Here is a 13,059-nt window from a genome sequence, read left to right as displayed (position 1 = left end):
GGGCAAGATCCTCGCCACGTCCAAGAGTTCGACCCAGGTCTCCAGCGACATGGCCGAAGCCGCCGGACGCCAGCGTGAAGCGGTGGACATGGTCTCCACGGCATTCCACGAAATGGTCGCCACCGCCAACGAAGTCGCGCGCTCTTGCAGCCAGGCGGCGGTGTCTGCCGACAGTGGCCAGCGTCAGGCGCGCGAAGGTCAGCAGCAGATCGATGCGGCGGTGAACAGCGTGGATCGCCTGAGCCAGGAAATCGAACAGTCGGCCCAGTCGATGCAACAACTCGAACGCGACAGCAACGACATTCAGTCGATCCTGGGGACAATCCGCTCGATCGCCGAGCAGACCAACCTGCTGGCGCTGAACGCCGCGATCGAAGCGGCCCGGGCCGGTGAACAGGGGCGCGGCTTTGCCGTGGTGGCCGACGAAGTGCGGGCCCTGGCCAAGCGCACGGCCGACTCCACGGCGGAAATCGACGGACTGCTGGGCAACCTGGCCAAACGTACCAGCCAGGTGACCCAGCAGATGCACGCCAGCCTGGAAGTGTCCCAGCAATCGGTGACACGTATCGGCGAGGCGCGCAACAGCTTCGGGCAGATCCGCGAGTCGGTGGACGTGATCCGCGACATGAACACCCAGATCGCCACGGCAGCGGAACAACAGCATCAAGTGGCCGAAGACATCAACCGACACATCAGCCAGATCCATGGCGATGCGCAGTTGGTGGCAGAACTGGCCAACTCGGCGCGCCTGGATTCCCAGAGCCTGGCCGGGTTGTCCAATGAGCTGGATGGATTGGTGCGCAGGTTCCGTACTTAATTAGTCGCCATACCCCCAAACCCTGTGGGAGCGAGCTTGCTCGCGATGAGGCCATCAGCTTCAACATCTATGTTGACTGATCTGCCGCCATCGCGAGCAAGCTCGCTCCCACAGTTGTTCTGTGTTCAACGTTCGATAATGGCGGTCACGCCCTGCCCGCCCGCCGCACAGATCGAAATCAGTCCCCGCCCCTTGCCCGCCGCATCCAGCAACTTCGCCAGGTTGGCGACGATGCGCCCGCCCGTAGCGGCAAACGGATGCCCCGCCGCCAATGAGCTGCCCTTGACGTTGAGCCTGCTGCGGTCGATCGAGCCCAGTGCTGCATCAAGCCCGAGACGGGTTTTGCAGTACTCGGGATCTTCCCAGGCCTTCAAGGTGCACAGCACTTGCGCGGCGAAGGCTTCGTGGATTTCGTAGTAGTCGAAGTCCTGCAGGGTCAGGCCATTGCGCGCCAGCAACCGTGGCACGGCGTAGACCGGTGCCATCAACAGGCCTTCGGCGCCGTTGACGAAATCCACCGCCGCCGCCTCGCCGTCACGCCAGTAGGCCAGAATCGGTAACCCGCGTGCCTTGGCCCATTCCTCGCTGCCCAGCAGCACCAGTGACGCACCATCGGTCAACGGCGTGGAGTTACCTGCGGTCAGGGTGCCCTTGGCGCTTTTCTCATAGGCTGGCTTGAGCGCGGCGAGCTTTTCCAGCGTGGAGTCCGGGCGCAGGTTGTTGTCGCGGGTCAGGCCCAGGAAGGGTGTCATCAGGTCGTTGTGCCAGCCCTCGGCGTAGGACGCGGCCAGTTTCTGATGGCTCTCAAGCGCCAATTGATCCTGTGCCTGGCGAGGGATGTTCCAGGTCTGGGCCATTAGCTCGCAATGCTGGCCCATGGACAATCCGGTACGCGGCTCGCCGTTGCGCGGGAACTCGGGGATCAGATGCCTGGGGCGCAATTGCAGAAAGGTTTTCAGTTTGTCGCCAGTGGTTTTCGCGCGGTTGGCTTGCAGGAGGATTTTGCGCAGGCCCTCGCTGACGCTGATCGGCGCATCCGAGGTGGTGTCCACGCCACCGGCGATGCCGCAATCGATCTGGCCCAGGGCAATCTTGTTCGCCACCAGCAGCGCCGCTTCCAGCCCGGTACCGCACGCCTGCTGGATGTCATAGGCCGGGGTGGTGGGCGACAGTCGCGAACCCAGTACGCACTCGCGTGTGAGGTTCATGTCCCGCGATAACTTCAGCACCGCCCCGGCGACCACTTCGCCGATGCGCAGGCCGTGCAGGTTGTAACGTTCGATCAGGCCTTCGAGAGCGGCGGTGAGCATCACCTGGTTACTGGCCGTGGCGTAGGGGCCGTTGGAGCGGGCGAAGGGAATCCGGTTACCGCCGATGATCGCGACGCGGCGCAGTTGGGTCATGAAAAGCTCCTGATGAAATAGCCAAAATTGAAACTACCCCCTGTAGGAGCTGCCGAAGGCTGCGATCTGTTGACTTGGCTTTTTGGAATCAAGATCAAAAGATCGCAGCCTTCGGCAGCTCCTACAATGACCAAGCGTAGGCCTTATCTCGTGGATCGAACGACTGATCGCCATTCATGGTCCACACTTTGAACCCCAGCCTTCGGAGCGCGTTCCATGTCTGACCGCTATATCGACTTCGCCAATTCGTCCATTGGCCATCGCCTGGTCGGCGCCCTGGGGCTGCCGGTGCCGAGCAGACTGGAGCGCTGGCAAGCAGGCCGGCTGCGACCTGTAGAAGGCGCGTTGCTGATCGGCGGCGGGCCGTTGGCCGAACACGTCAGCGCCTTCGCCAACCGCCTGACCGACGCGATCTACAGCTACGGCACCGAGCCTTCGATGGCCACGGCGTGGATTCCCGGCCACGGACCGAAACTCAAGGCCGTGGTGTTCGACGCCAGTGACCTGCTGCACACCGATCAGCTCAAGCAACTGCGCGAGTTTTTCCAGCCGCTGATGAAAAACCTCGAACACTGTGCGCACCTGGTGATTCTCGGGCGTGATCCGCAAACCCTGCGCGACCCGTTCGCCGCCAGTGCCCAGCGTGCCCTGGAAGGTTTCAGCCGTTCCCTGGCCAAGGAGTTGCGCAGCGGTGGCACCCTGCAATTGATCTTCGTCGGCGAAGGGGCCGAGGCGCAACTGGAAGGCCCGCTGCGGTTTTTCCTCTCACCGAAAAGCGCCTTCGTGTCCGGCCAGGTCATTCGCTTGAATCCGTGCTCGACGCCAGTCACCGACTGGACACGCCCACTCGCCGGGCGCAAGGCTCTGGTCACCGGCGCAGCACGCGGTATCGGTGCCGCCATCGCTGAGACCCTGGCCCGCGATGGTGCCGACGTGATCCTGCTCGACGTACCGCCCGCCAAAACCGATCTCGAAGCCCTTGCCGCACGCCTCGGCGGGCGCAGCATCACCCTCGACATCTGCACCGAAGACGCCGCCGCGCAGTTGATCCAACAGCTGCCCGACGGCCTCGACATCGTGGTGCACAACGCCGGCATCACCCGGGATAAAACCCTGGCCAACATGACCCCGGAATTCTGGGACGCGGTGCTGGCGGTCAACCTCAACGCGCCGCAAGTGCTGACCAAAGCCCTGCTCGACAGCGGCACCCTGCACGACAACGGCCGGGTGATCCTGCTGGCGTCCATCAGCGGTATCGCCGGCAATCGAGGGCAAACCAATTACGCGGCGAGCAAGGCCGGGTTGATCGGTCTGGCACAAGCCTGGGCGCCGCTGCTCCAAGAGCGCGGCATCAGCATCAACGCCGTGGCGCCGGGTTTCATCGAAACACAGATGACCGCGCACATTCCCTTCGGCCTGCGCGAAGCCGGACGCCGCATGAGTTCCCTCGGCCAGGGCGGCCTGCCGCAGGACGTGGCCGAGGCCGTGGCCTGGCTCGCACAACCCGGCACCGGCGCATTCACCGGGCAAGCACTGCGCGTATGTGGGCAAAACGTTCTGGGGGCTTAAGGATGATCACCGACTGGCACACACTCAACCGCGAACCCGGCCTGACGGGGTTGTACGCACGAGCAGCGACACGGCGAAAAATCACCGGCAGCCACCTGCCCGATTCGGGCTTGCGTTGCTGGATCGAAGTCGATCCCAAGCGCCTGGCGGCCTATCGCAAGGTCTGTGGTTTCGCCGACAACGGCCTGCTGCCGCCGACCTACCCGCACATCCTCGGGTTTGCCTTGCAGATGCAATTGCTCACGGCCAGGGACTTCCCGTTCCCGCTGCTCGGCCTGATTCACCTGAGCAACCGCATTCGTGTGTTGCGCCCCATGGGCGGGGTGAGTCGGGTGCGCCTCAGCGTGCAAGTGCAGAACCTGCAACCCCACGTCAAAGGCGCGACGTTCGATCTGTTGACCAGCCTCGACGATCAGTTGGGGCCGTTGTGGGAAGCAGAAAGCAGGATGCTCTGTCGCGGCGTCAAACTCGAAGGCGAACCGCTTGAAGAGAACCTGGAATCGAACCTGGACCTGAGCGAAGTCGAGCACTGGAAAGCGCCCACGGACATCGGCCGGCAATACGCCAAGGTGTCCGGCGACTACAACCCGATTCACCTGAGCGCGGCCAGCGCCCGACTCTTCGGTTTCCCGACCGCCATCGCCCATGGCCTGTGGAACAAGGCGCGCACGCTGGCTGCGCTGACCGGGCATCTGCCAGCGGCGAACGTCGAGATCGCAGTGCAGTTCAAGAAGCCGGTACGGTTACCCAGTGAGGTGACATTGCAGGCCAGTGCGCCAGGGCCGAGCGGGGATTTTCAGCTGGCGGGTGCCGGGGAGCTGGAGCATATGGTCGGGCATTGGCGGCCGGTTGCCTGACAAGGCTGATGTCTGTGGCGAGAGAGCTTGCTCCCTCGCCACAAAAGCTCCGTGGTCAGTCTTGCGGATCGAGATTATCCAACGCCCGGTTCACCGCCAGCTCACCCAGCATGATCACCTGCGCAATCCCCAGCAGCGTATTGCGCTGCGAGCCTTCCAGAAACCCCGCGAAATCACTCGCCATCACACTCGCCGACGCTAGTGATTCGCAGGCGTGGGCCAGCAGGGTTTCGGTGTCGATGTCCGGGGCGATGACGAACATAGTGCTGGGTTTATGAACGGTAGGTGGCCTGGGCGGATTGAGGTAGTGATCGAGGGCGCGGTCGGCAGCTTCGTGGAGTTTGTTTGAGTGGGGGGATTGGTAGGGGGAAACGTCGTCGGTTTCGGGGGGATTTGGGGTGGGTTTGATCATGGTGAAGCTCCAAGTATGAGATGGAGCTGCCACTGATCGCCGCGACAGCAATCAAGGGTGGCAGCTGTACGCGGGGTCGCGGACCGAGCTACTTGGAAACCCGGCATACCCGAAGGTATCCCGCGCACAGCCACCATTACATCAAACGACAAGCACCGAAGCGCTCCGGTTTGGGCCGGTGGATTATGCACCAAGTAGACTTAACAGGCCGCGACAGCCCGATCACTGAATTTGCAGTGACGGACAAAGGCTAGAGATCGCGCTTCCGACGGACAACCTTAAAAACATGTCGGAGGTTTCCTCGGGACTTGAGGAAAACTACACAGGATTGGTCGGCTGACAGGCCGCCATCGCGAGCAAGCTCGCTCCCACAGTTGGGACGGGTACATCTGAAAGAAATGGGTCGGCTGTCAGGCCGCCTTCGCGAGCAGGCTCGCTCCCACAGAAGAGCAAAGGCAGGTCGGCGCACACCATCGTTCTTCACCACTCATCAGGCCGAGCGTTAGCTCGCCTGCAGCTCTTGATCTTGATCCACCCGCCCCCTCGGGAGGCTGAGCGGAGGTGTTCATCCGGGGATTGGCGCGCAGCGCCGTTCGACGCAGTCGAACTCATTGCATGCAGGTCGAAGCGAAGCCGACCGGAGGGCAATGCCCCCGGATGAATACCGCAGCGAAGGAACCCCGAGCCTTAGCGAGGGGCCGTACGTAAGGGGCGTGACCTTTTGGTTCCTTTTGGGGCGTTTGCCAAAAGGGACTCGCCGTAAGGGCGAAACCATAAGCCGCCATTACCGAAGAAATGGATATGTACACAACCCGAACCACCAGCATGGTCGGCCCAGAGGCCGCCAAGACTCAGTGCGCCGTAACCCGCTGCCACACCCCGGAATTGCTGGGCGACAAAGCCAACGCCAACTGCGTCCGATTATGCATATGCGTCAACCGCAAAACCTGCGACACATACAACTTCACCGTATTCTCGGTAATCCCCAACTCACAGGCAATCTGAAAATTGGTCTGCCCCTTGCCCACCAACCGCGCCACCTCCAGTTGCCGCGGCGACAGCTGATTGAAAATCGCCGGAGTCTCCACCGCATCAACATCAGCGACACCCCGGTCACCCGCGCCCACCGCATGCGGACCACGCCGCACCTTGTCCAGGTCCTGATACAGATCATCGATCGACTCGGACAAATGCTGCAGCTTCTGATTCAAATGCCCCAACTGCAGATTCTTGTGCTTTTCCTGCAAGGTCACTTCCTGACGTTGCAAACCTTCGAGCAACTCATCCAGATCGATCGGTTTCTGGTAATAGTCGGCAACGCCAACACGCAGGGCCTTGATCACGTCCTGCTTGTCGGCACACCCGGTGAGCATGATCGCCTCGAATGCCCGGTGCTTGCCCGATAGCCGTTGCAGCTCCTGCATCAGCTCAATGCCGTCCATGCCGGGCATGTGCAAGTCCAGCAGCACCAGGCCGATATCCAGGTCCTCGTTGAAACGCTCGATCGCCTGACGGCCCGACTCGCAAGGAACACAACGGTAGCCTTTGCTCTCCAGAAATTCGCAAAGCTCTTCAACGATCAATGACACATCGTCGACCACAAGGACTTTTACTGTCGAAGTAAACTTGCTCACGAGCAACTCCCTGTCAGGTCAAAGGTTGACCCGTCCCTCACCGATAGACACCGGCTGTACAACTTCTGCCTGAAAAGTAGACGTAGTTTCCGGCTATGTACATCTAAGGGCCGACTTGCGGGGCCAGGCGAATGTCAGCATCAGCCCCACCAGCACAAACGGAGCAAATGGCTGTTTCTTTGACATTTCAGGCGCCATACAAAAAGGATGGGTTCTAAGCCCTTGACTCACAGGAAGCCAGACTCTTGGCGCCCAAAACAGCCAGAAAACACTGGTCAAACCAGTGCCAGTAAACGTGTCGAGCACGTGCAGACCGTCCATCGCAAGGCCCAGGGCGGCGCAAAGCGCCAGTCAGATCAGCAGGACAAAGCTCTGCATCCGGTAAAAAACGTCCGTTTTGTCTGAATGATTCTATGCTGACATTACACAGTGATGGTCAGGGTAGACGCACTCATGAAAGCCAGCCTCCCCCACAAACAAAAAGGTGCCGTTGCGATTGAGTTTGCCCCGGTGTTCATCATTTTTTTTGGTGTGTTCACCACGACGTACACGAGCGGATTGCTGACCGTCGCCATTTATTACCCGACCAATAAAATCAACGCCACCATCCCGTTCCTGAACCTGTCGGGCACCGGTCAGGTGCCCAATCTGCCGGCGACCCTCACGGCCAGTGCGAGCCTGCAATTTTGAGTGCCGGGGATAAATTGTTCGGGCGCCTGCTCCACCGCCATCCGCCGCCCCCGCCGGAGCCGCCGGAGGCACTGCGGGTACACAGCTTCGGATTGCAGATGCAGCTCAATGCCGAGGGGCGTGTCGTTCAATTGAGCGGTCCGCTGCGGCACTTGCTGGCCCAGCAACCTCCCAGCGCACAGGCACCGCACCTGCTCGACTTCCTGTTGCCCCACAGCAGCCTCGTCATCGAAGGCTCGCCGGCGGACTGGCTGGGACAAACCCTGGACCTGGACTTTTACAGCCTCAAGGGTCCACCGCTGCATTTGCGCGGCTGGGTGCAGCCCTTGGCCGATGCCTGGCTGTTGCAGATGCTGGACATCGGCGACTTGTTGCTCGAACGCCGGCAATCGCGCAATCGCGAGCAATGCCAGGTGCTGGCGCTGCAAATCGCCGGACAGTTACGCCTGTGTAGCCTGACTCGCCTGCCCGAGGTGCTGGCCGAACAACTGCAAAGCCTGGCCCAGCGCTTTCAGATTCCGTGCATTGCCCTGGCCTTGCTCGATGAGCAGGAACAGGTTTGGCAAATTTACCAGCACTACGCGGCCCTCGATGCACCGCAACTTTGGCAAAACGATCAACGCCTGGGCACGGGGCTGGACAGTTTGAGCGGCTCGGCACCGCAACACCTGACCCCGCGCGAACACCCGCGCCTGCAAGGCACGTTCGGCAATACCGATGGCTTCGCCGTGCCTTATCACGATGCGCAAGGGGTGGTCGCCTGGTTGCTGTGCGGCTTCTTCATCGCGCAACAACGCGCCCCCGATGTCACGGAACGCGACTGGCTGCAAATCACCGCCGCGCTCGCCAGCCCCTTGCTCGAGCGCCTGCGCGAGCACCGGCATCATTTGCAACTGGAACGCCTGGAATCACTGCAAGCCTTGCTGGGAACCGGCTGGTGGGAAGTCTTGAGCGACAGCGACGAGGTTCAGTTGGCACCTTCGCTGGCCACTACCCTGAACCTTGGCACGTCGCGTTTGTCCATGCAGGACTGGCTCGATCAGGTGTTTCCCGCCGACCGCGAAGAGCTGCGCATCTGCCTGCAAGACTTGCAGGAGACAGGCACTCCCCTGCTGCTGTGCGTGCGCCTGTATCGCCATTACGGTGCGCCCGAACCCATCTGGTATCGCCTGCAGGGCCAGGCCCTGGGCGCGGGGAAAAACCGTCGGCTGGTGGGGTTCATGCTCGACATCAGCGACATCAAGAACCAGGAGCAGAGCGCCGCCGCCGCCCATGCCCGCCTGGACAATCTGATCGCCAGCTCTCCGGCGGTGATTTACGTACAGCGCTATGTCGAAGGCACCTTGCAACCGGTGTTCTTCAGCGACAGCCTGCTGCCGCTGCTCGGCTGGACTCTCGCCGACTGCGCACCCGGGGCGCTGGTGGAGCGGGTGCATCCCGACGACCGCCTGCAGTATTTCGAGCGCACGCGGCTGTTGCTGCGTGAAGGCTCGGTGCGCGCCCGCTATCGGTTGCGTGACAGTCGCGGCGACTATCACTGGCTGCTGGATGAAGCGAAGTTGTTGCGCGACGACCTCGGCTTGCCGGTGGAAGCCGTGGGCCTGTGGCTGGACATCACCGAAGCGACCCAGGCCACCGAACAGGTCAGGCAGAGTGAAGAACGCTACCGGATTCTGGTGGAAGACTCGCCGGCGATGATCTGCCGCTACCAGCCGGACCTGACCCTGACCTTCGGCAACCACCCGTTGGCCACCTATCTGGAATTGGCGCCCGAGCAATTGCCGGGGGTGAATCTGGGCAACTGGATGTCCGAGGAACAGCGCGATGCATTCACCCGACGGCTGAACCAGTTGAGCCCCGAGTTTCCGGTCAGCACCGCCGAGATCAACCTGCAACTGCCCGGCCGCGAACACGCCTGGTGGGGCTGGTCCGATCGCGGGGTGTTCGATGAGCAGGGCCGGTTGCTCGAGGTCCAGGCCGTGGGGCGCGACAACACCGAGTTGCGGCGCTCGCAGCAGCAGCTCACACAAAGCGCGAAAATGGCCACCCTCGGTGAAATGGCCACCGGCCTGGCCCATGAGATCAACCAGCCGCTGAACGTGATGCGCATGGCCATCGTCAATGTACTCAAGCGCCTCAACAACGGCGACGTACAGGTCGATTACCTGATCGACAAACTCACTCGCATCGACACCCAGGTGCAGCGCGCCGCGCGGGTGGTGGATCACATGCGGGTGTTCGGCCGCCGCTCGGAAATCGAGCAGCAACCGTTCAACCCGGCCCAGGCCATCGAAGGCACGCTGGCGCTGTTGTCCGAAGGGATGCGCGGTGAAGGCGTCGACCTGCGCATCAGCGAGACCGGTTTTGAAGTGCTGGTGCGCGGCTACGTCGATCAGCTTGAACAGGTGCTGATCAACCTGATGGTCAACGCCCGGGATGCATTGCTCGGCAAGCGCGAGGCCAACCCCGATTTCAGGCCGTGGATTTCGGTTTACGCCGATCGGGATACACACTCGGTACGCCTGTGGGTCGAGGACAACGGCGGCGGTATCGACTCGCGTTTGCTGGAGCGGATTTTCGAGCCATTCTTCACCACCAAACCGGTGGGTGTCGGCACCGGTCTGGGGCTCTCGGTGAGCTACGGCATCGTCGAGAACATGGGTGGCAAGTTGAGCGTCAGGAACTCCGCCGAGGGGGCGCGGTTTTGCATTGAACTGCCGATTGTAGTGCCGGGCCAGATCACCAGGGATGGGCGTCCCGAGTGACAACTGAGGTTGGCACCCACCTCGACTTTGTTCAGATGGATCCCCAGGCTCGCAGCAAGGTATTGATCAGTGTGGTAGTCGAGGCTGCTGGCAACTCGCCGGTATCGACCATAAAAAACCCCTGCTGGAGCACAGGGGTTCAGGGACTGGCTGATTCTAGGAAGCGTGCGGTGGGTAGTTGGCCAATATCCGCGTGACCGTTTCCCATATGGCATCGCGACGATCCGTCGGGTTCGGCGTTCGGCTGAGTATCTGTTCGTCACTGCCGCGCCATACCAGCTTGCCGTCCTTGCCATCGAGCAGGTCGATCTGGATGGTCGCCACTTTGTAGCTGACGTTGCGGGTTTCGTTATACATGGGGGCGCCGTAGTAGCCATACCACGGGTTACCCCAGCCGCCGCCGTAATTGGTGGTCACCTGTTGTTGCCGCTCTTCGACAATCAGGTAGGTCTGCACATTCAAGTCACCCTTGGCACCTGCGGCGGCCGGACGCAGACCGCGCTGATCCAGCTGATCGGCAACCGCCTGACGGATGCGCTGCTCGGTCAGGTCGCTCTTGATCCGTGGATCGTCGGGACGGTATTGCAGGGCGGGTTCTTTCCAGGTCCAGCTGCGATAGGCAGCAAAATCGCGGCTGGCGTCGAAGTCATGATTGACTTGGTTGGCGGCGCAGGCACTGAGCAGCGCGACCACTGCCAGTAAAACAAAACGGCGGAACATGATGAGTCTCCGGTTGAAGGCATGATCCTGCGGAATGCTTCTTATCTACAAGAAGCTAACTAGGAGGATACGCCGACATTGCCTTTTCCACAGCCTCCCGTATGGCATCGGCCCGCTCGCTTTCGCTTCCCCGGTTGCCGGTTTCAGCGCTGGCGCTCCACACTGGCTGGCCGCTCCTGGCGTCAAACATATCCACCTGAACCACCACGACTTGCTCCTGATAGGTACGAACGATCGGTACGGTGGCGTACCCGCCATATCCAGGGCCGTAGCCGTTGTAGCCGCCATAACCGCCGCCGTAATAGTCGTCCTGAACCTGACGCAAGCGGGTTTCCAGGCGCAGGTCGGCGCTGACAAACAGGTCGGCCGGGCGATTGTCGTGCAACGGGCGCAAACCGCGTTGATCCAGCGCATTGCTGACCGCTTCGGCAACCTGCGCCGAGTCCGCCCACGCGGTGCCCGGCGGCAGATGGCCATTGAGCCAGGCCCAACTGCGGTACTTGCCGTAGTCACGGGGCGCCGCCGGGTAGGCGCTGCGGTCAAAGGTGTTGGCGGCCTGGGGTGGCGCCGGTGGCAAGGGGTTGGATGTGGCGACATAAGGGTTGCTGCCCTGACAAGCGGCCAGCCCCAGGCAGAACACCAGTACACCTGAATGATTTTTCATTGCGTGCTCCGATCAGACAGGCCGACAGATCCAGTGCAAGTAACGCCCAAGCCCGGCAAAGCTCGGATGGCGACGGTGGGCCAGCTCCATTTCCAGCAGGTCCGCCAGCTCGGCGCGGGCCTGGAATTCCACCGGCATGTAATCGTGAAAAACCCGCACGCCACTCTGTGTTTCGACCTGCCACAGACCTTCAAGTTGCGCCGCCAATTCGCGCGGATCAAGGGGCTGTTGCGGGGTCAGGCTCTGCTTTTCGCCGGCCATGTCGTTCTTGCGCATCTTGCGGAAATGGCCCTTGAGCAAGTTGCGATAAATCAGCGCGTCGCGGTTGTAGAACGCCAGGGATAGCCAGCCGTCGGCCTTGGTCAGTTGATGCAGCACCGGCAGGATGGCGTGGGGTTCGGCCAGCCATTCCAGCACGGCGTGGCACAGCACCAGGTCGTAGGGTTCGGTGAGTTGCCCAAGCAGTTCCTGCCAGGGTGCCTGAATGAACGTGGCGCTCTGCCCGGCTTCGGCAAAGCGCTGGCGGGCGCCTTCAAGCATCGGCGCGGCCGGCTCGGCGAGGGTCACCTGATGGCCGCGCTGGGCCAGCCACAACGACATGTGGCCAAGGCCGGCGCCAATGTCCAAAACGCGCAGCGGTCGGTCGGGCAAGATTTCGACCAGATCGGCCTGCAACACCGCCAGACGGATCGCCCCTTTGGCACCGCCGTAGATTTTTTCGGCGAAACGGGTCGCCAGTTGATCGAAATGACGGTCGCTCATCAGCTGAACCTCCGCTCGCTGTCCGCCAGTTTGCTGCGCACCACGGCGTCCATGTCCAGGCCCAGCTCGCTGCACAACAACAAAAGATAAAGCACGATGTCACCGACTTCCTGCCCGGCGTGGGCGAGTTTGTCCGCCGGCAACTGGCGTGACTGGTCTTCGCTCAGCCACTGGAAAATTTCCACCAGCTCGGACATTTCCACGCTCGCGGCCATGGCCAGGTTTTTCGGGCTGTGAAATTGCCGCCAGTCATTGCGGTCACGGATGGCGTGCAGGCGTTCGGTCAGTTCAACAAGGTTCATCGGGCTCTCCTGAAGGCGTATAGCTTCGGGGGGATCACAGGTGAAGGCAAGGGGCAGAAGATGCATGCTCATCTGTGCAACGCTCTATGCTTGTGGGAACTCGGCAGCATGATCGACAGCCCAAGACTCAATTCTCTTTAATCAGGACGTTCACTCCATGCAGGTAGAAGGTTTTTCCGAATGGCTCGGCCAGGTACTCGGCTCGATCATCCGCTTCATCGTTGATGGACTCAGCGGGCTGTTCAATCTGTTGAGCAACGCCAGCAGCAATTTTGTCGAAGGCCTGTCCCAGGCGCTGGGCATGGATACCTCGGTGATCAGCATCGCGACCTTGATCATCGGGCTGATCCTGCTGTGGTCGGCGATCCGCGCCTTTCTCAATGCGTCGTTCATCATGGGTTTCATCTGGTTGGTGCTGGGGCTTTGGTTGCTCAGCTGGATCATCCACTGACACCACCGAACAC

General features: G+C 61.5%; 13 protein-coding genes. 6 read left to right on the top strand and 7 right to left on the bottom strand.

From position 1 onward, the window contains the following. The first annotated feature begins 49 nt into the window (after nt 1–49). Nucleotides 50–817, top strand: coding sequence for a methyl-accepting chemotaxis protein (locus AC3IP0_RS03095; protein WP_489327777.1), 768 nt, complete (start codon nt 50–52; stop codon nt 815–817). 125 nt (nt 818–942) lie between these two features. On the opposite strand, the gene AC3IP0_RS03090 is transcribed toward AC3IP0_RS03095, so the two are convergent. Then, a complete protein-coding gene (locus AC3IP0_RS03090) occupies nt 943–2,220 on the bottom strand; it encodes an acetyl-CoA C-acetyltransferase (RefSeq protein ID WP_489318213.1) in 1,278 nt (425 codons plus the stop codon). A 216-nt stretch (nt 2,221–2,436) separates the two neighbouring features. Between AC3IP0_RS03090 and AC3IP0_RS03085 the strand changes: the two genes are divergently transcribed. Both AC3IP0_RS03085 and AC3IP0_RS03080 read left to right on the top strand, forming a co-directional pair. Continuing rightward, nucleotides 2,437–3,789 carry a 3-oxoacyl-ACP reductase gene (locus AC3IP0_RS03085; RefSeq protein WP_489318212.1) on the top strand — a complete coding sequence of 451 codons (1,353 nt, stop codon included), beginning with the start codon at nt 2,437–2,439 and terminating at the stop codon, nt 3,787–3,789. 2 nt (nt 3,790–3,791) lie between these two features. Continuing rightward, the gene (locus AC3IP0_RS03080) at nt 3,792–4,646 is read left to right on the top strand and encodes a MaoC family dehydratase (RefSeq protein ID WP_489326629.1); all 855 of its coding nucleotides are present in this window, start codon (nt 3,792–3,794) and stop codon (nt 4,644–4,646) included. Between the two features lie 55 nt (nt 4,647–4,701). Here the strand turns inward: AC3IP0_RS03080 and AC3IP0_RS03075 are convergent, their stop codons facing one another. Together AC3IP0_RS03075 and AC3IP0_RS03070 are read right to left on the bottom strand one after the other, a co-directional pair. After that, the gene (locus tag AC3IP0_RS03075) at nt 4,702–5,058 is read right to left on the bottom strand and encodes a DUF6124 family protein (RefSeq protein WP_489326628.1); all 357 of its coding nucleotides are present in this window, start codon (nt 5,056–5,058) and stop codon (nt 4,702–4,704) included. An 851-nt stretch (nt 5,059–5,909) separates the two neighbouring features. Then, nucleotides 5,910–6,692: a response regulator gene (locus AC3IP0_RS03070; RefSeq protein WP_489318209.1), complete on the bottom strand. Its 783-nt coding sequence runs from the start codon at nt 6,690–6,692 to the stop codon at nt 5,910–5,912. 453 nt (nt 6,693–7,145) lie between these two features. Between AC3IP0_RS03070 and AC3IP0_RS03065 the strand changes: the two genes are divergently transcribed. Both AC3IP0_RS03065 and AC3IP0_RS03060 read left to right on the top strand, forming a co-directional pair. Next, the gene (locus tag AC3IP0_RS03065) at nt 7,146–7,382 is read left to right on the top strand and encodes a hypothetical protein (RefSeq protein ID WP_489318208.1); all 237 of its coding nucleotides are present in this window, start codon (nt 7,146–7,148) and stop codon (nt 7,380–7,382) included. Then, complete coding sequence (locus tag AC3IP0_RS03060) at nt 7,379–10,147, top strand: ATP-binding protein (protein ID WP_489326627.1); 2,769 nt, start codon at nt 7,379–7,381, stop codon at nt 10,145–10,147. Before AC3IP0_RS03065 ends, AC3IP0_RS03060 begins: the two co-directional genes overlap by 4 nt. 156 nt (nt 10,148–10,303) lie before the next feature. On the opposite strand, the gene AC3IP0_RS03055 is transcribed toward AC3IP0_RS03060, so the two are convergent. From AC3IP0_RS03055 to AC3IP0_RS03040, 4 genes are read right to left on the bottom strand one after another with little or no spacing between them, the layout of a single operon-like run. Continuing rightward, on the bottom strand, nt 10,304–10,867 hold the full coding sequence (locus AC3IP0_RS03055; protein WP_489318206.1) for a DUF4136 domain-containing protein: 564 nt from the start codon (nt 10,865–10,867) through the stop codon (nt 10,304–10,306). Nucleotides 10,868–10,922: 55 nt separating this feature from the next. Further along, nucleotides 10,923–11,531, bottom strand: a complete 609-nt coding sequence (locus AC3IP0_RS03050; RefSeq protein ID WP_489318205.1) for a DUF4136 domain-containing protein — start codon at nt 11,529–11,531, stop codon at nt 10,923–10,925. Nucleotides 11,532–11,543: 12 nt separating this feature from the next. Then, on the bottom strand, nt 11,544–12,293 hold the full coding sequence (locus AC3IP0_RS03045) for a methyltransferase domain-containing protein (RefSeq protein ID WP_489318204.1): 750 nt from the start codon (nt 12,291–12,293) through the stop codon (nt 11,544–11,546). Beyond that, nucleotides 12,293–12,595, bottom strand: coding sequence for a MazG-like family protein (locus AC3IP0_RS03040; RefSeq protein ID WP_160389556.1), 303 nt, complete (start codon nt 12,593–12,595; stop codon nt 12,293–12,295). Before AC3IP0_RS03040 ends, AC3IP0_RS03045 begins: the two co-directional genes overlap by 1 nt. 157 nt (nt 12,596–12,752) lie before the next feature. On the opposite strand from AC3IP0_RS03040, the gene AC3IP0_RS03035 reads away from it, so the two are divergent. Next, nucleotides 12,753–13,046 carry a hypothetical protein gene (locus AC3IP0_RS03035; protein WP_489318203.1) on the top strand — a complete coding sequence of 98 codons (294 nt, stop codon included), beginning with the start codon at nt 12,753–12,755 and terminating at the stop codon, nt 13,044–13,046. Nucleotides 13,047–13,059: the final 13 nt, after the last annotated feature.

Source organism: Pseudomonas sp. GL_103 (genome assembly GCF_057835175.1).
Note: the sequence above shows the minus strand (reverse complement) of the source record. Positions and strands in the feature narration are given on the sequence as shown.